At 73.1% G+C, this 20510-nt stretch carries 11 protein-coding genes and 1 pseudogene; 9 read left to right on the forward strand and 3 right to left on the reverse strand.

The window, feature by feature from the left end:
• Positions 1-80: 80 nt before the first annotated feature.
• A pseudogene (locus tag J8M50_RS31975) lies at positions 81-995 on the reverse strand (DUF4097 family beta strand repeat-containing protein); the annotation flags it as partial.
• 148 nt (positions 996-1143) lie between these two features.
• Here J8M50_RS31975 and J8M50_RS31980 point away from each other — a divergent pair.
• Positions 1144-1962, forward strand: a complete 819-nt coding sequence (locus J8M50_RS31980) for a hypothetical protein (RefSeq protein ID WP_010353580.1) — start codon at positions 1144-1146, stop codon at positions 1960-1962.
• A 52-nt stretch (positions 1963-2014) separates the two neighbouring features.
• Here J8M50_RS31980 and J8M50_RS31985 read toward each other — a convergent pair whose 3' ends face one another.
• Complete coding sequence (locus J8M50_RS31985) at positions 2015-2194, reverse strand: DUF6104 family protein (RefSeq protein ID WP_003992906.1); 180 nt, start codon at positions 2192-2194, stop codon at positions 2015-2017.
• A gap of 172 nt (positions 2195-2366) precedes the next feature.
• Between J8M50_RS31985 and J8M50_RS50215 the strand changes: the two genes are divergently transcribed.
• The 8 genes from J8M50_RS50215 to fxsT all read left to right on the forward strand — a co-directional run bounded on the left by J8M50_RS50215 (position 2367) and on the right by fxsT (position 16577).
• Positions 2367-3563: a CU044_2847 family protein gene (locus J8M50_RS50215; RefSeq protein ID WP_372462334.1), complete on the forward strand. Its 1197-nt coding sequence runs from the start codon at positions 2367-2369 to the stop codon at positions 3561-3563.
• 80 nt (positions 3564-3643) lie between these two features.
• Complete coding sequence (locus J8M50_RS31995) at positions 3644-5956, forward strand: VMAP-C domain-containing protein (protein WP_010353579.1); 2313 nt, start codon at positions 3644-3646, stop codon at positions 5954-5956.
• A gap of 88 nt (positions 5957-6044) precedes the next feature.
• Positions 6045-7061, forward strand: a complete 1017-nt coding sequence (locus tag J8M50_RS32000) for an AAA family ATPase (RefSeq protein WP_010353578.1) — start codon at positions 6045-6047, stop codon at positions 7059-7061.
• A gap of 6 nt (positions 7062-7067) precedes the next feature.
• Entirely contained in the window at positions 7068-10661 is a 3594-nt protein-coding gene (locus tag J8M50_RS32005) for an SAV_2336 N-terminal domain-related protein (protein ID WP_010353577.1), read from the forward strand.
• 13 nt (positions 10662-10674) lie between these two features.
• Positions 10675-10827: an FxSxx-COOH cyclophane-containing RiPP peptide gene (fxsA, locus tag J8M50_RS32010; RefSeq protein ID WP_063748069.1), complete on the forward strand. Its 153-nt coding sequence runs from the start codon at positions 10675-10677 to the stop codon at positions 10825-10827.
• Between the two features lie 124 nt (positions 10828-10951).
• On the forward strand, positions 10952-12106 hold the full coding sequence (locus J8M50_RS32015; protein WP_010353576.1) for an FxsB family cyclophane-forming radical SAM/SPASM peptide maturase: 1155 nt from the start codon (positions 10952-10954) through the stop codon (positions 12104-12106).
• Positions 12103-13416: an aKG-HExxH-type peptide beta-hydroxylase gene (locus J8M50_RS32020; protein WP_010353575.1), complete on the forward strand. Its 1314-nt coding sequence runs from the start codon at positions 12103-12105 to the stop codon at positions 13414-13416. The genes J8M50_RS32015 and J8M50_RS32020 overlap by 4 nt, the downstream gene beginning before the upstream one ends.
• A gap of 155 nt (positions 13417-13571) precedes the next feature.
• The gene (fxsT, locus tag J8M50_RS32025) at positions 13572-16577 is read left to right on the forward strand and encodes an FxSxx-COOH system tetratricopeptide repeat protein (protein ID WP_010353574.1); all 3006 of its coding nucleotides are present in this window, start codon (positions 13572-13574) and stop codon (positions 16575-16577) included.
• 68 nt (positions 16578-16645) lie between these two features.
• Here the strand turns inward: fxsT and J8M50_RS32030 are convergent, their stop codons facing one another.
• Positions 16646-20431 (reverse strand): multifunctional oxoglutarate decarboxylase/oxoglutarate dehydrogenase thiamine pyrophosphate-binding subunit/dihydrolipoyllysine-residue succinyltransferase subunit, encoded by a 3786-nt coding sequence (locus J8M50_RS32030; protein ID WP_010353573.1) that lies wholly within the window; start codon positions 20429-20431, stop codon positions 16646-16648.
• Positions 20432-20510 lie beyond the last annotated feature (79 nt).

Below are 20510 nucleotides of genomic sequence, written 5' to 3' on the forward strand. Positions count from 1 at the left end.
GGGGTGTTCTGGAGGTCCTGGAGGCCCTGGGGGTCGGGGGTGTCCGGGGCGTCCTGGGGCTTCCATGTGCCGGTGCCCTTCGTCCCGTCCGTCTCCGCTGTGCCGGTGCCCTTCGTCCTGTCCGTCTCCGCTGTGCCCGTACCGTTCGTCCCGTTCGCCCCCGCAGGACCCTGCGGCCATGCGCCGTCCTCCGTGGGCGGCCTGCGCAGGAGGGCGATCGAGCCGGAGACCGTTGTCGCCTTGAGGCGGCCGTTGCCGTTGCCCAGGCGGCCGGTGATGCGTTTGGCGCCCCACTGGCCGCTGACGCGGAGGTCCTCGAAGGCGTTGGAGACCTTGCCGCTGGTGGTGTTGGCCTCGACCGTCGCGTCGGCCGGGTGGGGGAGGCGGATGGCGATCTCGCCCGAGACGTTCGTCAGGGAGACGTCCGTGGGGCCCGCCGTCGGGTCCAGGTCGACGATCATCGAGCCGCTCACCGAGTCCGCCTTGACGGAGGAGCCCGCCTCCACGACCGTCAGATCCCCGGAGACCGAGTTGAAGCGCAGGTCGCCGGTGAGCGCCTGGGCCTCCACGCCGCCGGAGACCGTCTCCGCGCGGACCGGCCCCGAGAGGCCCACCAGCGTGATGTCCCCGGTGACGCCCTGCACGCTCGCGCGGCCGTCGATGCCGGAGACCACCGCCGCCGCGCTCACCACGCCCACCGCGACCCGCGTGTCCGTCGGCACCGCCAGGGTCACCACCGCGTGCCGACGCCAGCCCTTGCGGTCGAACCACTTGAGGAAGCCCTTCCAGGGCAGATCCTCGTACGTCACCGTCAGGACGCCGTCCCGGTGCGTCACGATCAGGGGCGGGCCCTCGATCGCGGAGACCTCCAGACGGGGGGAACCTTCGTCGGTGCCCACGACGTTCACCGCTCCGGAGACCAGCCGGACGCTCAACTCCCGCACCGGTTCGTCGAAGGAGAACTTCTTCAGTTCGGACACAGACCACTCGGGCATGACGCTGACCCTCCTCCTCGACGACACGCCATATCGCGTCTTCTACCCTTCACGATATATCGCGCTCCCGTGGAGTCAAGACATATCGAGACACTCTTTCCGGTGACTCCCCCCGCCCAAAGGTGACGAATTGTCCTACGGTGTGAGCATGTCGCCGACCGAACAGCCCGGCGCGCTGCTGCTCTGCCGGGCCGAACCCGACGCCGTCGCCCCCGCCGCGCACCTGCTGCGCGAACGCATGCTGCTGATGCGCGCCGGGGCCGAGTGGAGCGTGCTCGTGCCCGAGGGCACGCCCTGGCAGGACGGCGGCGAACCCGTCGACCGGGTCCTCACCGGCTGGGCCGCCGCCCTCGCCATCGGCGCGCCCTGGCCCGTCCTCGCGCTGTGGTGGGACGCCGACCGCTCCGGCTGCGCGCTCGCCTCCGGGTTCCGGCGGCCCGTCGGCTACGACTGGCTCGCGGACGGCACGCCCGCGGGGGAGGACGAGGCGATGCGGACGTTCGCCTCGCGGCTCGGGCTCGACCCCGTCTTCGACATGCAGTCCCTCGAAGAGCTGACCCGGGCCGACCCCGCCGCCGACGCGCGCGGGCGCCTGCGCGGGCTGCTCGCCGTCCTCACGCGCGCGGGCGTCGCGCTGCCCGCCGGGATCGTCCCCGGCGAGAGCGCCGACCGGCTGCGCCGTGCCGCCCTCGACCGGGGCGACGTCCAGCGCGTCGAGTGGGGCGGGTGGCGGGAGACCGTGCGCGCGGAGATCGACGCCGTCGAGCGCAGCCCCCTCGGGCCCTGGCTGCCCTGGACCGGCAGCCCCCGCGCGCGTGCGCTGGCCGTCGCCCAGGTCGGCCTCGGCCTGCCGCTCACCCTCTGGGGCGTACGGCGCCGCAGCGCGGGCTGGACCGCTGCCGGGGCACTGCTGCTCGGGCACGGGGTGCTGGGGCTGGTGCACGACGTGGGGCGACCCCGGGCCTGACGGGAACCGGCGGGCGGTGCCGGTCGTTACGAGGGGAACCGGGCGGGTTCGTCTACTCGTCGTCCTCGTCGTCCAGACGGGCCAGCCAGGTCGCGAGACGTTCCACCGGTACCTCGAAGTCCGGGTTGAGATCGACGAAGGTGCGGAGCTGTTCGGCCAGCCACTCGAAGGTGACCTCCTCCTCACCGCGCCGCTTCTCCAGTTCCTCGATGCCGCGGTCGGTGAAGTACATGGATCGTGCTCCGTGGGTGGGTCGTCGGGGTTGGGAAGTGCCACCGGGGGAATGAGCTTGTTTCCCACGTGCGGCCCGCGAGGGGGCCGTGGGGGCACAGGGCAAGGATAGGCCGCCGGTCCTGGCGTCGGGCGGGCGGCAGCAGGGGGAACACGGCAGCGGGGGGAGCGCCATGAGCCAGGAGACCGAGCGGGCGGGACAGGATGTGACGCGCGTCGCACGCGTGGCGCTGCCGGACGGCACGCCCGTGTGGGCGCGGATCTCCGGTCCGGGGGAACTGCGCGCCCCCTCCGCGCCACCGGGCCAACTGTCGTACAGCGACACGGGCTTCACCGAACGCGTCGAAGCCGGCGTCGAGAGCCTCCACTCCCTCATCACCGGCGTCGCCCACTCCCTCGCGGGCCCACTCCGCGCGGTCCGCCCCGACGAGGCCAGCATCGAGTTCGGCATCGAACTCACGGCCAAGGCGGGCAAGGTGGTCGGGCTGCTGGCGGACGGGGAGGCGAAGGCGGCGATCACGGTGACGCTGACGTGGGGCGCGGGTGGGCCCCCGGACCAGACGACTCCCGCCGCCGACCCTCCGGGAACGCGGCCCGGGGACGACGCACCGCCCACACCGCCGGGCACTCCCCGCCCCGCCCCGGGCGACACCACCTCACCGACGAACGGCAGCCCGGGCGACGCCCCGCGTGCGCGGGCGGGCGGCGCTGCTGCGGGAGCGGTGGGCGGGGAGCTTGGGGAGCAGGCAGGGGGCATGCGCCAGGAGCGGACGGGCGGTGCGCCCTGCGCCTCGGCGGGAGCGGGGGGAGTTTCCTTCGCTTCGGTGCGTGGTGCTCTTTCGGCGTCGGTGAGCAGTAGGTCGGCCGTGTCCGGGGAGCGCGTGCCAGCAGGTGGTGTGCCGTGCGCATCGGTGCGGGACCTGTCTTCCGTACCGGTAACCGGTGGTGCTGCTTCCGCGTCCGTTCTCAGTGAGCGTCCCGTCGGGCGCGTGAGGGGGGCCGCCGTGTTGGAGCTGGTGCGTGGTGGGCGTGCTGCTCCAGGGTTCCCGCCCGAGCCGTGTGGCGCTCCGAGGGCTGTGCCCGCGCTGTCCGGTCGCTCTGCGGCGGACGTCACCCGCACTCCCGTGTTTCCCGGCGCCGCGAGACACGTCGCCGGTGTCCCTTCCGAGCCGCTTTCCCCGGCTCCCTCCCCCGCCCCTCCGGCGTCCCTTCCCGCACCCGCCGCACCCCCCTCCCCGCAAGCCGCAGCCCGTTCCCCCCGCCCGCACGATGCCCCCGTTCTCCCCCTCTCACCCCCGGAGGGCGTCGCATCGGGCGGCGCGTCGGGGCATGGGGGCGGTGGGGGTCGGCGTGGTCGGGGGTGGCTGTGAACGGGGGGCGCGTCGGGGGCGCGTCGGACGGTGGGGATGCCGCCCGGCGTGCACTGCGTGGACTCGTTGTCGCGGCTACCGTGCGCATTCACCGCGGTGGGGGCGGGTATGAGATCGATGAGGTCGACAGTTTTCTGGGAAGCGGGTTCTTCGTCGCACCCAACTGGGTGCTGACCTGCGCACATGTCGTCGGCGCCGGGGAGGGGGGCGAGGTCGTGGTGGTCTGTCGGAGCTCGCCCGGCACGGAGGCTCGCGCGGTACGCGGGCGGGTCGCCGCGACCGTGCCCGAGCGGCCCGCGCGGATGCCCGCGTCCGGTAACTGGCCCGCCCCCGACCTCGCGCTCGTACAGCTCGCCGAACCGGTCGACGACCACGAGTGCGTGTACGTCTCCGAACGCCCCGCCGCCTACTTCGGCGAGGGCCGGGTGCTGTACGCGGGCTGGACCGTCAGCGAGGGACGCCTCCAGGTCCTCGACGGCACGCTCTCCGTCCAGGGCACGATCGGCGGCTGGAACTCCGACGTACAGATGCGGCTCGGCGACAACGACCTGCCGTACGGGGTGTCGGGCGGGCCGGTGATCGACCTCGCGCGCGGGGAGGTCATCGGCGTGCTCAAGGCGCGCTCGGACCACCGTCCGGGCGGCACTTCCACCGGCATCGAGCAACTGCGCACGCTGCGGGTACCTGCCGGGGAGATCACCGCCGAGCACGACGACCTGTACCAGGCGGTGTTCCACGCGCACGACCGCTACCACCGGGACCGCCAGCGGCATCCCTCTGCGCGCGCGCAGACCTGGACGGACGTCCAGGGCAGCCTCGGCGCGCGGCCGGGCCGTACGCTCAGCCCCGACGAGCGCGTACAGCTGCTGGGCCGGCTCGCCGACCTCCCGCCGCCCGCGAGCACGCGCGCGCTGCTCGACATCCTGGACTCCCTGCCGGACCTCCAGGGCCCGCCGCCGCTGCCCGCGCCGCGCGGCTGGCGCGACGGGCTGGGCACGCTGTACGAGAGCGCGCGCGACGACGGCGCCCTCGAACTCGTCCTCGACTACGCGATGCGCGTCCTGGCCGCCGACCGCCCCTTCACCTCCGCGACCACCCCCGATGCCGAGGAATCCCTCTGGTCCTGGATCTGGCAGTCCGCGGGCCGCCTCCCCGGCCGCTACCGCGCGGGCCTCGCGGAACAGCACATCGACCGCCTGCGCCACCGCGAACGCCGCGTGCGCGAGAACGGCCAGGGGGGTACACCGAGGCCCGCCATGGACACGCGGACGGGCACGGGAGGGGGGTTCGGGACCGCGTTCGGACCGGGCCCCGGAACGGACACCCCGGCCGGCACCGAGACCGCGCACGACGCGTCCGGCGTCGGTACGGTCTCGTCGTCCGGTGCGGACACCGCGTACGAAGCCGTCGGTACGGTCTCACCGCCCGGTGCGGACACCCCGTACGGAACCGTCGCCCCCCTGACCACCCCCGCCCCACCGCACCCCAACGGCACCCCGGCCCCTGTCCCCGGAATCCCCGTCCAGCCCTCCCGCGCGCAGCAGGCTCGCCCCCGCCCCGCCGTCCTCCTCGAAATCCTCCCCCGCCCCTGGGAGCCCGACCGCTGCGACTGGACGGTCTCGGTGCTGCACGCGGACGGTGGGGCCGATCCGTTGCCGGGGGAGGAGCGGGCGCGGATCGTGGAGTTGCCGGGGCGGATCGCGGGGACTCTCGCGGAGGCGTTCCGGCGGTGTGACGAGCCCGGGCGGCCGGCGGTGCTGCAAGTGGCCGTGCCGCATGTGCTGTTGGGGCTGGACGTGGACGCGTGGCGGCCGGTGCCGGAGGAGGAGCCGCTCGGGGTGGCGCGGCCCGTGGTCGTGCGGGTCGCCGACCGGGAGCAGCTCGTCGACGACATGGAGGCGATGGAGGCCATGGAAGGGGAGTGGTTCGACGCGCAGGAGGAGCGCGGCGCGCGCTGGCGCTGGCTGCACGCGCACCGCGCGCAGGCCGAACTCCTGGACTGCGACGACGGGTTGCGGGTACCCGTCCCGACGGTGGAGAAGCTGCGCTCGCTCGCGTACGGCACGGTCCCCGTACTGTGCCGGTACGGCGACCACCGGTACGAGGACGACGCGGCGGCGCTCGCGCGGATCGTGCACGGCGGGTACGGCGTCGCCCTGTGGCGGCGCGGGAGGGCCCGCCCGGACACGGTGTGCGGGGAGTTCCACCGGGGCAGCGTCGACGAGATCGCCCGCCCGCCGAGCGCGGCGCGCCTGCCCGAGGCCGTCCACGACCTCAGGGTGCGGTTGGGCGAGGGCCGCGGCGAGACGTTCTGGGCGGCCGGCGTGGCCCTGCTGTACGACGACCCGACCCAACCCCTGCCGGGGACGGGCGAGTTGCTGGAGGCGCCGTGATACGGCACAGGCTCTTACCAGCTGTCCGCCCGCATCGATACCGTGAGCACGGCCGCCCGGGGAGTGGACGAGTGACGAGGACCGGATCATGACGGAATCCAGTGAGTGGCTCATCTACCGGGGCGCGGGGGAACCGCACGACGGCGTCGAGCGGCTGCCCGCGCCGCCGCCCTGGCGGGACTTCGCGGGGCGGGACACGCCGGGCGAGGGGTCGGAGGACCGGCGGCTCGGGGCGCACCGGCACCTTGCCGAGCTGCACCGGCCCGGCGCGGAGGAGCTGGAGATGATCAACGCGGCGCTGTACCTGCGCCGCCCGCTGCTGGTCACCGGCAGTCCCGGCGCGGGCAAGAGCACGCTCGCGCACTCGGTCGCGTACGAACTCGGTCTCGGCAACGTCCTGCGCTGGTCCATCGTCAGCCGCTCCGCCCTCCAGGACGGGCTGTACCACTACGACGCCATCGCGCGCCTCCAGGACGTCCAGATCGCCGCGCAGGGGGGCTTCGGGAAGGCGGCGGGGTCGCCGGGGGCCGTCGAGGGGATCGGGAGCTACATCCGGCTCGGGCCGCTCGGTACGGCGCTGCTGCCGTCCGCCACGCCGCGCGTGCTGCTCATCGACGAGCTGGACAAGAGCGACATCGACCTGCCGAACGACCTCCTGAACGTCCTGGAGGAAGGGGAGTTCGCGATACCGGAGCTGGAGCGGATCGCCGACCGGCTGCCGGACGGGGAGGCGGAGGTACTCACGGCGGACGGGGTGAAGGTCCGCGTCAAGGACGGGCGGGTACGGTGCCGGGCGTTCCCCTTCGTCGTCCTCACCAGCAACGGTGAACGCGACTTCCCGGCCCCCCTGATGCGCCGCTGCATCCACCTGGAGCTGGGCCGCCCCGACCACAACCGGCTCGCGAACTTCGTCCGCGCCCACCTCGGCGACGAGGCCGCGCGCTCGGGCGACGACCTGATCACCCACTTCCTGGAGCGCTCCCGCAGCGAACTCCTCGCCGCCGACCAGCTGTTGAACGCGATCTACCTCACGGACGCCGCGGCCCCACCGAGCCGCGACCGCCTGGCCGACCTCCTCATCCAACGCCTCGACCGCCCGAGGTGACCCCCGATGCCCGAAGCGACCCCCCGCCACGGCCCGGACGACACCCCTCACCCCGACACGCCCCGCTCCACCCCCGACGGCGCACCTGAGCCCGGACGAGCAAGCGGCGACGACCTCACCGCAGGCGCAGGCGTGGGAGCGACACCCGCCCCCGACGCCGCCCCGCCCGAGCCTGCCACCGTCCCCGGCGCGGCCCCGCCCGAGCCCGCTGCGGCCTCTGCCGCCGACGCCACTCCGCCCGAGCCCACCCCCGCCACCACCCGGCCCGGTCCAGATGCCGCCGAGTCGCCCGAGCCCGCCCCCGCCGCCCCGCCCGGCCCCCTCCCCGGCGACGAGCCCACGGCATCAGCCCGCACGCCCGACGACACCCCCGCCCACCACACCCCCGCCTTCGACCCCCTAACCGAGCTCATCACCCGCCTCCGCGCCGCCGGACTGGACCCCGACCAGCGCCAGTTGAGCGACGCCCTCTGGCTGGCCCGCTTCACGCGGCGCCCCGCGGCGCAGGACGCCCCCGAGGGGGCCGTGCCCGAAGGACCCGGCCCGATGGGGGAGTTGGCGGCCGGGCCCGCCCCTGCCGATCCGCCCGCCCTCGCCGCCGCCGAGGTTCAACGGCCCCCCAAGCGTCCGGTGTTGGACGGTCAGGTCAGCCTCTACCCCCTGCCCCGCAACGCGTCCAAGGCCCGTGCCGGTGCGCTCGACATCGGTGTTCCCGCTGCCCCTGTTCTCCCCGCCCCCCTCGAACTCCAGCGCGCCCTGCGCAGGTTGCAGGGGTACCGGAGCCCGGCGCCGCCGCTGAAGACGGCCCTCGACGAAGCCGCGACCGCCGAACTCAGCGCGCAGGCAGGCGGGTTGATCCTCCCCGTGTACCGGGCGGTGACCCGCAGGGACGCGCGGCTGCAACTGGTCCTGGACGCGTCCTCGTCGATGCGTGTCTGGCACCGCATGTTCGAGGAACTGGAGCAGGTCTTCGGCCAGTTGGGCGCGTTCTCGGACATCCAGGTGAGCTTCCTGCACCAGGGCCCCGACGGCGAGCCGACGGTGAGCCGCAGCCCCGAGGCACAGGCCGCGCCGCTGAACTCGGCGGAACGGCTGAGCGACCCGACGGGCCGCAGGATCGTGATCCTGGTGAGCGACTGCGCGGGCCCCCTGTGGCACAGCGGCCGGGCGCACCGCCTGCTCCACCACCTCTCCGGACAGGGCCCGGTGGCCGTCCTGCAACCCCTCCCGCAGCGCATGTGGGCCCGCACCCGACTCCCGGTCACCTTCGGCGAGTTGAGCCGCGCGGAGACCTTCGGCGGCGCCCTGCGCGTACGGACGGCCGGCGAGGTCCGCAAGCCGGGCGCGCTGCCCGTACCGGTGCTGCCGCCCGAGCCGGTCGCGCTCGGCGCCTGGGCGCGCCTCCTGTCGGGCGCCGGCTCGGGCCCCGTACCCGGCGCGGTCGGCTGGGTCCGCGCCGACCAGCAGCCCGCCCCGCCCGCCCGCGCGGACCGGCGGCGTACGGCGCTGGAGCGGGTCAGCCGGTTCAGCGCGAGCGCCTCGCCGACCGCCGGACGCCTCGCCGTGTACCTCGCCGCGGCCCCCCTGTGCCTGCCGGTGATGCAGCTCGTGCAGCGCACGATGCTCCCCGGCTCAGGCCCCGCCGAACTCGCCGAGGTCCTGGTGGGCGGCCTGGTCGGCAGGGCCGGCGAGGATCTCGACGGAGACGGCGCCCAGTGGTACGAGATCGAGCCGGACGTCCGCGACGCCCTCCTGTCGAGGCTGGGGCGCGACGAGGCGATGCTCGTCCTCAAGCACACCTCGGAGTACATCGAGCAGCGTTTCGGCAAGGGCGGCCCCAACTTCCCGGCCCTCGCGCTGGCCCAGTTGGGCGACGGCGGCGCGGGACGGCCGTACGCGCCCGGCGACGACGACAGCGCCGCCCCGCCCGTGCCGCAGCCGTTCGCCGAGGTCGCCGCGCGGGTGCTCAGGCGGTTCATGCCGCTGCCCCCGCACTACGAACAACCCGGAATCGGAGCGGTAGTTGAGCGCCGGACCCACCCGGTCGTGGTGCGCGCCCGCACGCTCATCGGACGCTTCGACCGCGAGGGCATGATCCAGGACGCCATCGACGCCGTCCAGTTGCTGCGCGGCGCCACCGAGCGCGACGAACAGGCCGCCACCGACCCCGAGTTGTGGGCCGAGTACGCACACTGCACGCTGCGCCTGTGGGAGGTGCAGGGCGGCGACGACCTCCTGCGCCAGGCCGAGGCCGCCGCCGAACGCGCCGTCGCACACCCCCGCGCCCTGCACGAACGCGCCGTCCTCGCCCGGGTGTTGCACGCCTGTGCCGGGGACCGCAGACGGCGCGGCGACCTGGCCGGCGCCCTCGACCTGCTCTCCCGCGCCGACCGCGAGTACGCCGTCGCCTGCGCCGCGCCCGGCCTCGGCGAGAGCGAGGCCCTCAAGCTCACCCTGGAGCGCGTGCGCGCCCTGGAGGAGCAGTGGCGGCTCGGCGGGGACAGCGCCCTCCTCCAGGTCTCCGTCGGCATGCTGGAGGCGTTCGCCGACGTCTGGCCCGACCGGCGCACCCGCCCGCCCGAACTCCCCCTCGTGCACGGCCGCGTCCTCCTCCTGCTGTCCGGCGCCACCGCCGACCCCGACCAGGCCCGCCGCTACGCCGAACAGTCCGCCCGCTCGCTGACCGCCGCCCTGGAGACCAGCCCCGAGCCCGACACCCCGGACGAGATCCGCGCCCGCGTACGGATCCTCCTGGACCTCATCGACGCACTGCTCGGCGCGGGCGGCCCACTGGACGACGTACAGGGCCGCGTCGACGAGGCGCTCGCCGTCGTCCGCGAACAGGCGCAGCGCGCCGCGCTCGCCGTACGCGCCGGACGGGTCGCCGTCGCCCGGTACGGCGAGTCGGGGCTCGCCGCCGATCTGGAGCGCGCCGCCGGGCACTTCGACCGGGCCGCGCAGCGCGTGCCCCGCGACTCGCCCGCGCACGCCGACGTCCTCGCCGAGTGGGGCGAGGCGCTGCTCAGGCTCGCCGCGGCCGGTGACCGGTACGTGCTCTCGCGGGCCATCCGTGTCCTGCGCGACTGCCGCATGGAGACCTCGGCCGGCAGCACCCGCCTCGCCCACCGGCTCCTGCTCCTGGGCCGCGCCCTGATGCTGCGCTACCGCTCCCGGGGCGACCGCGTCGACCTGCGCGAGGCCGAACACCTCTTCGGGCTCGCCGCCGACGAGGCCGACGACCCGCTGCTCGCCGCGCACTGCCTTCTCGACCTCGGGCAGGTCCAGTACGAGGCGTACCGCAGCCTGCTGCGCCCCGCCCGCCTCGACCTCGCCGTCGACGCCTTCCGCGACGCCGCGCAGGCCGCCCGCGAGGCGGAGGCGACGGCCGGTACCGAGCGGCGCCGCCAGGAATGCGTCCGTACGCGCGCGCAGGCGCACCACTGGCGGGGTATGTCCTATGAGGCGGCCACCCGGCCCCGCGCCGCCCGCGAGGCGTACCGCGCGGCGCGGGCCGAGTGGGCGCGACTGCCCGAGGACAGCGTCGTCCCGGACACGCCGACACCGCAGGAGACCGCCGAGCGCCTGGCGGCGCTGGAATGACTGAGGGGCACCCGTGAACCACGACGACCTGCCGGATCTGCTCTCCCTCGACCTGGAGGACCTGCGCCGCGTCGACCATCCCGTCCTGCGCGAACTGGTCGACGAACTACGCGACCGCGCAAGCCGCCCCCGACAGGCCTTCTGGGTCTTCGACAGCGCGATGTGACCTGAATCTTTCGGTCGATTCCCGCCGCTGAACCGGCCAGATCCGGGGTACGGGGGTGTGTGCGGGGGTCGATCGCGGGCATACGCGGTGATGTGCCGTCGCACGCACACATGGGGGGTGGCGAGTGATCGGACAGACGGCTGCCCGCCCGCACGTCACGGTTCCGTTCCGGCAGTTCATCGTCAAGGTGCACGGCCGCTGCAACCTCGCCTGCACCTACTGCTACCTCTACGAAGGGCCCGACACCACCTGGCGTACCCGCCCCGCGCGCGCCTCCGCCGACGTCCTCGACCGCACGGCCGACCGCATCGCCGACCACGCGCGCACCCACCAACTCACCGGGATCTCCCTGGTGTTGCACGGCGGCGAACCCCTCCTCGCGGGCGCCGGCACCCTCGCCCGCTTCACCGGCCTGGTCCGCGCACGCGTGCCGTACGGCTGTGCCGTCGACGCCGTTGTCCAGACCAACGCGACCCTCCTCACCCCGGCCCGCCTCGCCGTCCTCGCCGCCGCCGGCATCCGGGTCGGCGTCAGCCTCGACGGGGGCACCGCCGTGCACAACACGCGCCGCGTCGACCACGCCGGACGCCCCTCCTGGCCCGCCGCCGCCCGGGGCACCCGGCTCCTCGCCGAGCGGTTCCCCGAGGCGTACGGCGGCATCCTGACCGTCGTCGACCCGACGCTCGACCCCGTGGGCACGTACGAGTCCCTCCTCGAACTCCGGCCACCCGCCCTCGACTTGCTGCTTCCGCACGGCAACTGGTCAGCCCCGCCCGACCGGTTGGGGCGGTACGGGGAGTGGCTCTGCGCCGTCTTCGACCGCTGGTGGGACGCCGGGCGGCGGGAGACCCGCGTACGGCTCTTCGAGGCGTGCGTCGCGCTGCTGCTCGGCGGGAGCGCGGGCGGTGAGCGGCTCGGGCTCGCGCCCTTCGACGCGGTCGTCGTCGAGACCGACGGGACCATCGAGCAGGTCGACGCGCTCAAGTCCGCGTACGACGGGGCCGCCCGGACCGGCCTCGACATCTTCCGGCACCCCTTCGACGAGGCCCTGCGCCACCCCGCGGTCGCCGAACGGCAGGCGGGGGAGCGAGCGTTGGCGGGGGAGTGCCGGGCCTGCCCGCTGCTGCGCGTGTGCGGCGGCGGCCACTACGCCCACCGCTACCGGGCCGGCGCGGGCTTCCGCAACCCCTCCGTCTACTGCGCCGACCTCCAGCTCTTCATCCGCCACACCGCCCACCGCGTCACCGCCGCCGTACGGGGTGAGGAGCACGTGTCATGACCCTCTCCGACGAGGCGATCACGTCCCTGGGCCGCACGCAGGCGGACCCCGCGACGCTGGCCGCCCTGGTCCGGGACCAGCACAACCGGCAACTCGTGGTGGTGCGCGCGGTGTTGGACGGGGCGGGGGAGTCGGGAGGGGTACGGGAGGCGTGGGAGCTGCTGACACGGGCGGACCGGGAAGGGGGCGGGACCTCCCGGGACCGTCTCCTCCACCCCCTCACCGGCTCCTGGGCCTGGCACGCCCTCCGAGCCCTCGACTCGCCCGGAATCCAGGGCAGTCTGGACCATCTGAGCGCCCTCGCCGCCGCCTGCGCCGTGCGGGCCGGGGTCGACTTCTCGCTCCGGGTCACCGCCCACGACGGGCTGCTCTTCCTGCCGTCACTCGGTGCGCTGCGGGGCGATGGGGATGCCGAAGTGGCGTACAGGGACGGCCGGTTGGTGATCCGGCGGAAGGGCGAGGCCGACGTCACCGTGCACCCCGAACCCGGCATCGGAGCCTGGTCCGCGTCCCGCGCCTGGATGCCCGCGCACGCCCTGCTGGGACTGGCGCCCGGCGCCCCGCTGGTCCCCCTGGAGGATCTCGACCCCTACCGCACCGACCGTTCGCCGTACCCCGGCGGCGAGCCGCTGACCCTGGACGACGCCGGGCACAAGCAGTGGGCGCACGTATGGTCCGGCACGGCCGCGGCGCTGCGGGCCGGTGGCGAGCACCGGGTGCGGGAGGCGCTGGCCCTGCTGAAGTGCCTCGTCCCCCTCGCCCCGCCTCCCGGCGCCGCCGGACACGCCACGTACAGCGCCACCCGGCGTGAGGCGTTCGGGGCGCTGCTCAGCAGCACGCCGCAGAGCCCGGTCGCCTTCGCCGCGACCCTCGTGCACGAACTCCACCACGCGAAACTCTCCGCGCTCTCCGAGCTGGTGACACTCCATCAAGCGGGCCCGCAGGAGCGGTACTTCGCCCCCTGGCGCCAGGACCCGCGCCCCTTCGACGGCCTCCTCCAGGGCGCCTACTCCCACCTCGCGATCGCCGACTACCACCAGCACCTGGCCGAGACCGACCCCGCGCACGGCGAGACCGCCTGGACCGAGCAGGCCCGCTGCCACGCGATGGTCGGCGCGACCCTGCCCGCCCTCGTCGGCTCGCCCGATCTCACCGCGCGAGGACGCCTGTTCGTGGACGCGATGGCCGCCACCTGGGAGCACATGCCGCCCGCCCCCCGGGGCCAACGGGCGCGCGCCCAGGCGTACGTACGCGCCGCCCGCACTCTGTGGACGCAACGGCACGCCGCCCACCGGCGTCCGAACGAGTGAGGGGACGGTGCACGGTTGAGGAAACACCCGCGCGGACACCGTCCGTTGAGCGAAGATCTCCGTGCCCAGGCGCCCGCTCCCCGGCTTCCGGGACCTTACGGGTGGCGCGCCGAGGTCCTACGATTTTTTCCTGGAACGACGCGCTGGAGGCCGCCTTGTCTGGAGCCCGCACACCGGTCAGGTCCACCGAGAGGGGGACCGCACGGCCGACCGTCACGATCAGCTACGCGGGTTTCAACCGGGCCTGGGCCGCCTGGATCGCCGACCGCCTGGAGCGCAACGGCGTCCGGGTCGTGCTGGTCCGCTGGGACGCCCCGCCCGAGGTGCCGCTCCCGGACCTGCTGCGTGACCTGATGCTCTCCGAGGGCCGCATCCTGGTCCTGGTCAGCGAGTGGTACTTCCAGCTCGGCCCGCGCAGCCACGAGGAGTGGAACGCGGCGCTGCGCGAGGTCGTCGCCCCCGACCCGTCCCGGTTCGTCGCCGTCTCCCTCACCAACGCCTCCCTCCCGCAGGCCGTGACGGTCCTCGCTCCGGCGGGCCTCACCAACCTCGGCGCGGACGAGGCCGAGCGCCGCCTCTTCGACCGTCTCGACCTGCCGTACGACCCGGACGCGAACGGCGTCGACGGCCGCCGGGGACCCCGCTTCCCGGCCGCGATGCCGGACGTCTGGGGCGGCGTACCCCGCCGCAACACCCGCTTCACCGGCCGCGAGCCCGTCCTCAACGACATCCACCACATCCTCCAGAGCGCCGAGCCCGGCGCGGGCGTCGTCACCCTGCACGGCATGTCCGGCGTCGGCAAGACGCAGCTCGCCACCGAGTACGTGTACCGGTTCGGCTCGCAGTACGACGTCGTCTGGTGGGTCAACGCCGAGAAGCGCGTCACCTACCGCCGCTTCCTCGCCGAACTCGCCCCCAAGCTCGACCTCCAGGCGGGCCAGGAGTACGGCGAGCGGCTGCGCGCCGTCCGCGACGCGCTGCGCCGGGGCGAGCCGTACTCCCGCTGGCTGCTCGTCCTCGACGGCGCCGACGAACCCGAGCAGATCTGGGACCTCGTCCCCAACGGCCCCGGGCACGTCCTGATCACCTCCCGCAACCCCGAGTGGGCCGAGCACAACAGCCGGCTGGTGGAGATCCCCGTCTACTCCCGGGACGAGTCCGTCGCGTTCGTGCGGCGCCGCGCGCCCCGGCTCACCGAGCAGGAGGCCGACCAGCTCGCCGACGCCCTGGAGGACCTGCCGCTGCTCCTCGACCAGACCGCCGGCTGGCTCAACGACTCCGACCTGTCCGTGCGCGACTACATCGCCCTCCTGGAGGGCGGCATCGACTCCGACGTCGTCAAGGTCTCCGCCGACTTCCCCGTCGCCTTCCAGACCGCGTGGTCGATACTGCTGAACAAACTCCGCGACACCGTCCCCGAGTCCGTCGACCTGCTGCGGCTGTGCACGTTCTTCGCGCCCGGCTTCATCCCCGTACGCCTCCTGCGCGACCTCCCGGGCGACGAACTCCCCGAACAGGTCGCCGGGTTGGTCAACGACCCGCTGCTGTGGAACAAGGCGATCAACCAGCTCCGCCAGTACTCCGTCGTGCGCCTGGAGTCCCACGAGGTAGGCCTCGACGAGGCCACCACCGGCGACTCCCTGTACCTGCACCGGATGGTCCACCAGATCGTCCACAAGGACATGCCGGAGAACGACCGCGCCGAGTTCATCGACGTCGTACGGCGCGCCCTCGCGCTCGCCGACCCGCGCCGCCCCACCGACACCCGGATGTGGCCGCTGTACGCGGAGATCGTGCCGCACCTGAAGTACGCGGACGTCCTGCGCACCCGCGACCCCGAGGTGCAGCGGCTCGTCCTCAACTGCCTGCGCTACATGTACATCTCCGGCGAGTACCGGGCCGGCACGAAGCTCGCGCGGCGCGCCATGAAAGCGTGGAGCGAACTCCTCGGCGCGACCCACCCGCGGATCTGGGACCTGTCGTACCACTACTCCAACCTGCTGCGGGCCGGCGGCGACTACGCGGGCAGCGAGCTGCTCAACCGCACCGCCGTCGACCACCTGCGCGAGGAGCGCGGCGTCCAGGACCTCGAACACCTGCGGGCCGCCAACGGCCTCGGCGGCGACCTGCGCGGGCTCGCCCGGTACGAGGAGGCGCTGGAGCTCTCCCAGTGGGTCCTCGTCGCCTACCGCGACCTCCTCGGCGAACAGGACTCCCGCACCCTCAACTCCCTCAACAACGTCGCCGTGTCCCTGCGCCTGCTCGGCCGGTACGCCGAGGCCCTCGACACCGACCGCAGGGCCTGGGAGGCCCGCCGCAACCTGCTGCGCGCCCGCCACACCTCCACCCTCAACTCGGAGCTGGGGTACGCCCTCGACCTGCGCCTGCTCGGCCGGTACGCCGAGGCCGAGTCCGTGCAGGCCCGCAACGTCGACGAACTGCGCATCGTCATGGGCGACGACAACCCGCAGACCCTGTACGCCGAGCACAACCACGCCATGTGCCTCTACCGCGGCGGCAACCGCGAGGCCGCAGGCCCCCTCTTCGCGAGCATCCTGGAACGCGTCGAGCGCGTCCTCGGCGAGTCCTCCCCGCGCACCCTCATCGCCGCCATCGCGCAGAGCTGCTTCATCCGCGAGCACGGCGACATCGACCAGGCGCGCGAACTGAGCGAGGCGGTCGTCGCCCGGTACGAGGAGACGCTCGCCGACAGCCACCCCTTCCTCGCCGGCGCCCGCGCCAACCAGGCCCTCGTCCTGCGCAACGTCGGCGAACGCGACCACGCCCACGCCGTCCTCGAACAGGCCCTCACCGACATGACGGCCACCCTCGGCGACCGGCACCCCTGGACGCTGGGCGTCGCCCTCAACGCCGCCGCGCTGCGCAACCTCGTCGGCGACCCCGAGTCGGCGGAGATCCTCAGCCGCGCGACGGTCCTGGGCGCGACGGAGTTCCTCGGCCGCACCCACCCCCTCACCCTCTCCACCCGGATCGCCCACGCCGCCGACCTGCGCAACCTGCGCGACCGCAGGCAGGCCGAGAAGGTCGAGCAGGAGGCCCTCACCGACTTCGAGGCGACCCTCGGACGCCAGCATCCGCACACGATCTCGGCGCGCTCGCGGGTGCGGCCGTACTGGGACTTCGAGCCGGTGCTGACGTGATGTGAGACGCGAAGAAGCCCGGCCCTTCGAAGAGGGCCGGGCTTCTTCATGGCGCTACCGCACGAGACTTACGCCTCGAACACCTCACGCACCAACTGCTCCTGCTCCGCCTGATGCCGCTTCGACGAACCCACGGCCGGCGACGAGCTGTGCGGACGCGAGATCCGCCGCAGACGCTCGCCGTGCGGGACATCCGCGCCGACCGCCAGGTCCAGGTGGTCGATCAGGTTGAGCGCGATGAACGGCCAGGCACCCTGGTTCGCCGGCTCCTCCTGCGCCCACAAGTACTTCTCGGCGTTCGGGTACTTGGCGATCTCGGCCTGGAGCTCCGCACCCGCCAGCGGGTACAGGCGCTCGATCCGGATGATCGCCGTGTCCGTGATCCCGCGCTTCTGCCGCTCGGCGTCGAGGTCGTAGTAGACCTTGCCCGCAGTGAAGACGACCTTGCGGACGGCGTTCGGGTCCACCGAGGCGTCGCCGATGACCGGGCGGAACTGCCCGCTCGTGAACTCCTCCGCCTTCGACGCCGCCGCCTTCAGACGCAGCATCGACTTCGGGGTGAAGACGACCAGCGGCTTGTGGTGCGGGTTGTGCGACTGCCAGCGCAGCAGGTGGAAGTAGTTCGACGGCAGCGTCGGCATGGCGACCGTCATGTTGTTCTGCGCGCACATCTGGAGGAACCGCTCCGGGCGGGCGGACGAGTGGTCCGGGCCCTGGCCCTCGTAGCCGTGCGGCAGCAGCAGCGTGACGCCGGACGTCTGGCCCCACTTCTGCTCGGCGGACGAGATGAACTCGTCGATGACGGTCTGCGCGCCGTTGACGAAGTCGCCGAACTGCGCCTCCCACATGACGAGCGCGTCCGGGCGGGCCAGCGAGTAGCCGTACTCGAAGCCCATGGCCGCGTACTCGGAGAGCAGCGAGTTGTAGACGTTCAGGCGGGCCTGGTCCTCCGAGAGGTAGTTCAGCGGCGTGAACTCCTCGGCGGTCTCGCGGTCGATGATGACCGCGTGGCGCTGGCCGAACGTACCGCGCTGCGAGTCCTGACCGGCGAGCCGGACCGGCACGCCCTCCAGGAGCAGCGAGCCGATCGCGAGGGTCTCGCCCATGCCCCAGTCGATCGTGCCGTCCTCGACCATGGCCGCCCGGCGCTGGAGCTGCGGCAGCAGGCGCGGGTGGGCCGTGATGTGGTCCGGGATGTTGACCTGCGACTCCGCGATCCGCTTGACGGCCTCGGTGGAGATCGCGGTCGGCGTGGCGACCGGGAACCCGTCCTGCGGGTCGGAGGAGGGGCCGGCGGGGCCCTGCGCGGTGGCCTCGCGGACCTCCGTGAAGACCTTCTCCAGCTGGCCCTGGTAGTCCTGGAGGGCCTGCTCGGCCTCTTCCAGGGTGATGTCGCCCCGGCCGATCAGGGACTCGGTGTACAGCTTGCGCACCGAGCGCTTCTTGTCGATCAGGTCGTACATCAGCGGCTGCGTGAACGCCGGGTTGTCCGACTCGTTGTGGCCGCGGCGGCGGTAGCACAGGAGGTCGATGACGACGTCCTTGTTGAACGCCTGGCGGAACTCGAACGCGAGCCGCGCGACGCGGACGACGGCCTCGGGGTCGTCGCCGTTCACGTGGAAGATCGGCGCCTCGATCATGCGGGCCACGTCGGTGGCGTACATGGAGGAGCGCGACGACTCGGGGGCCGCCGTGAAGCCGACCTGGTTGTTGATGACGATGTGGACCGTGCCGCCGGTGCGGTAGCCGCGCAGCTGCGACATGTTCAGGGTCTCGGCCACCACGCCCTGGCCCGCGAAGGCCGCGTCGCCGTGGATCGCGACCGGCAGGACCGTGAAGTCGGTGCCGCCCTTGTTGATGATGTCCTGCTTGGCGCGCGAGACACCCTCGACGATCGGGTCGACCGCCTCCAGGTGCGAGGGGTTCGCGACCAGGCTGACGGTGATCTCCTCGCCGTCCAGACCGGTGAACGTGCCCTGCGCGCCCAGGTGGTACTTCACGTCGCCGGAGCCGTGCATCGACTTCGGGTCGAGGTTGCCCTCGAACTCGCGGAAGATCTGCGCGTACGACTTGCCGACGATGTTCGCCAGCACGTTGAGCCGGCCGCGGTGGGCCATGCCGATGACGACCTCGTCGAGGCGGGACTCGGCCGCGCTGTCGATGACCGCGTCGAGCAGCGGGATGACGGACTCGCCGCCCTCCAGGGAGAACCGCTTCTGGCCGACGTACTTGGTCTGGAGGAACGTCTCGAAGGCTTCCGCCGCGTTCAGGCGGCGCAGGATGCGCAGCTGCTCCTCGCGCTCCGGCTTGGAGTGCGAGCGCTCGATGCGGTCCTGGATCCACTTGCGCTGCTTCGGGTCCTGGATGTGCATGAACTCGACGCCGGTGGTGCGGCAGTACGAGTCGCGCAGCACGCCGAGGATGTCGCGCAGCTTCATCAGGGACTTGCCGGCGAAGCCGCCGACCGCGAACTCCCGCTCCAGGTCCCACAGGGTGAGGCCGTGCTCGGTGATGTCCAGGTCGGGGTGCTTGCGCTGCTGGTACTCCAGCGGGTCGGTGTCGGCCATGACGTGGCCGCGCACCCGGTAGGAGTGGATCAGCTCGAAGACGCGGGCGGCCTTCGTGACGTCATTGTCGTGCGAGGCGTCGATGTCGCGCAGCCAGCGGATCGGCTCGTAGGGGATCCGCAGGGACTTGAAGACGTCGTCGTAGAAGTCGCTCTCGCCGAGCAGCAGGTTCGCGACGATGCGCAGGAACTCGCCGGAGGCGGCGCCCTGGATGACCCGGTGGTCGTAGGTCGACGTGAGCGTCATGACCTTCGAGATGCCGAGCTTGTTCAGGGTGTCCTGGGAGGTGCCCTGGAACTCCGCCGGGTAGTCCATCGAGCCGACGCCCATGATGACCGACTGACCGGGCATCAGACGCGGCACGGAGTGGACGGTGCCGAGGCCGCCGGGGTTGGTCAGGGAGACCGTGACGCCGGTGAAGTCGTCCATCGTGAGCTTGCCGTCGCGGGCGCGGCGCACGATGTCCTCGTACGCCTGCCAGAACTCGAAGAAGCCGAGCGTCTCGGCCTTCTTGATGCCGGCGACGACGAGCTGGCGGTCGCCGTTGGCCTTCACCAGGTCGATCGCGAGGCCGAAGTTGATGTGCTCCGGCTTGACCAGGGTCGGCTTGCCGTCCTTCTCCGCGAAGGAGTAATTCATGGCCGGCATGGCCTTGATGGCCTGCACCATCGCGTACCCGATGAGGTGCGTGAAGGAGATCTTCCCGCCCCGGGCGCGCTTGAGGTGGTTGTTGATGACGATGCGGTTGTCGAAGAGCAGCTTCACCGGGACCGCGCGCACGGACGTCGCCGTGGGCACCTCCAGGGAGGCGTTCATGTTCTTCGCGACGGCGGCGGCCGGGCCGCGGAGGGTCACGAGTTCGGGGCCCTCGGGGGCTTCCTTGGCAGGAGCGGCGGGCGCGGCGGGGGTCGTCACGGGAGCGGCCTTCGGCTTCGGAGCGGGTGCGGGCGCAGGGGCTGCGGCGACGGGCTCAGGGGCCGGTGCCGGGGCCGCGGGTGCCGCGGGAACGGGAGCAGGGGTGACAGGTGCCGTGGGCGTGGTGGTCGCTGCGGCCCCCGCGGCCACAGTGTCCGCCGCAGCCGGGGCGGCGGTCTCGGCAGCCCCCGGCTTGTAGTCGGCGAAGAAGTCCCACCAGGCCCGGTCTACCGAGTTCGGGTCCTGGAGGTACTGCTGATAGATCTCGTCGACAAGCCACTCGTTCGGTCCGAAGGCGGCGGCGGGATTCGTACCCGTTCGGTCCGCTTCGGTCGAGGTGCTCGATCCGTTACTGGGGGACTGTGACGACACGGCGGCAACCGCCCTCTTCCGCTTCACAAGGTGATGGACAGCGGGAATAAAGGCTACGCCTCCAAGACCGAGAAGGAGA

It is taken from the genome of Streptomyces acidiscabies, from assembly GCF_020010905.1.
Classification (GTDB): Bacteria; Actinomycetota; Actinomycetes; order Streptomycetales; family Streptomycetaceae; genus Streptomyces; species Streptomyces acidiscabies.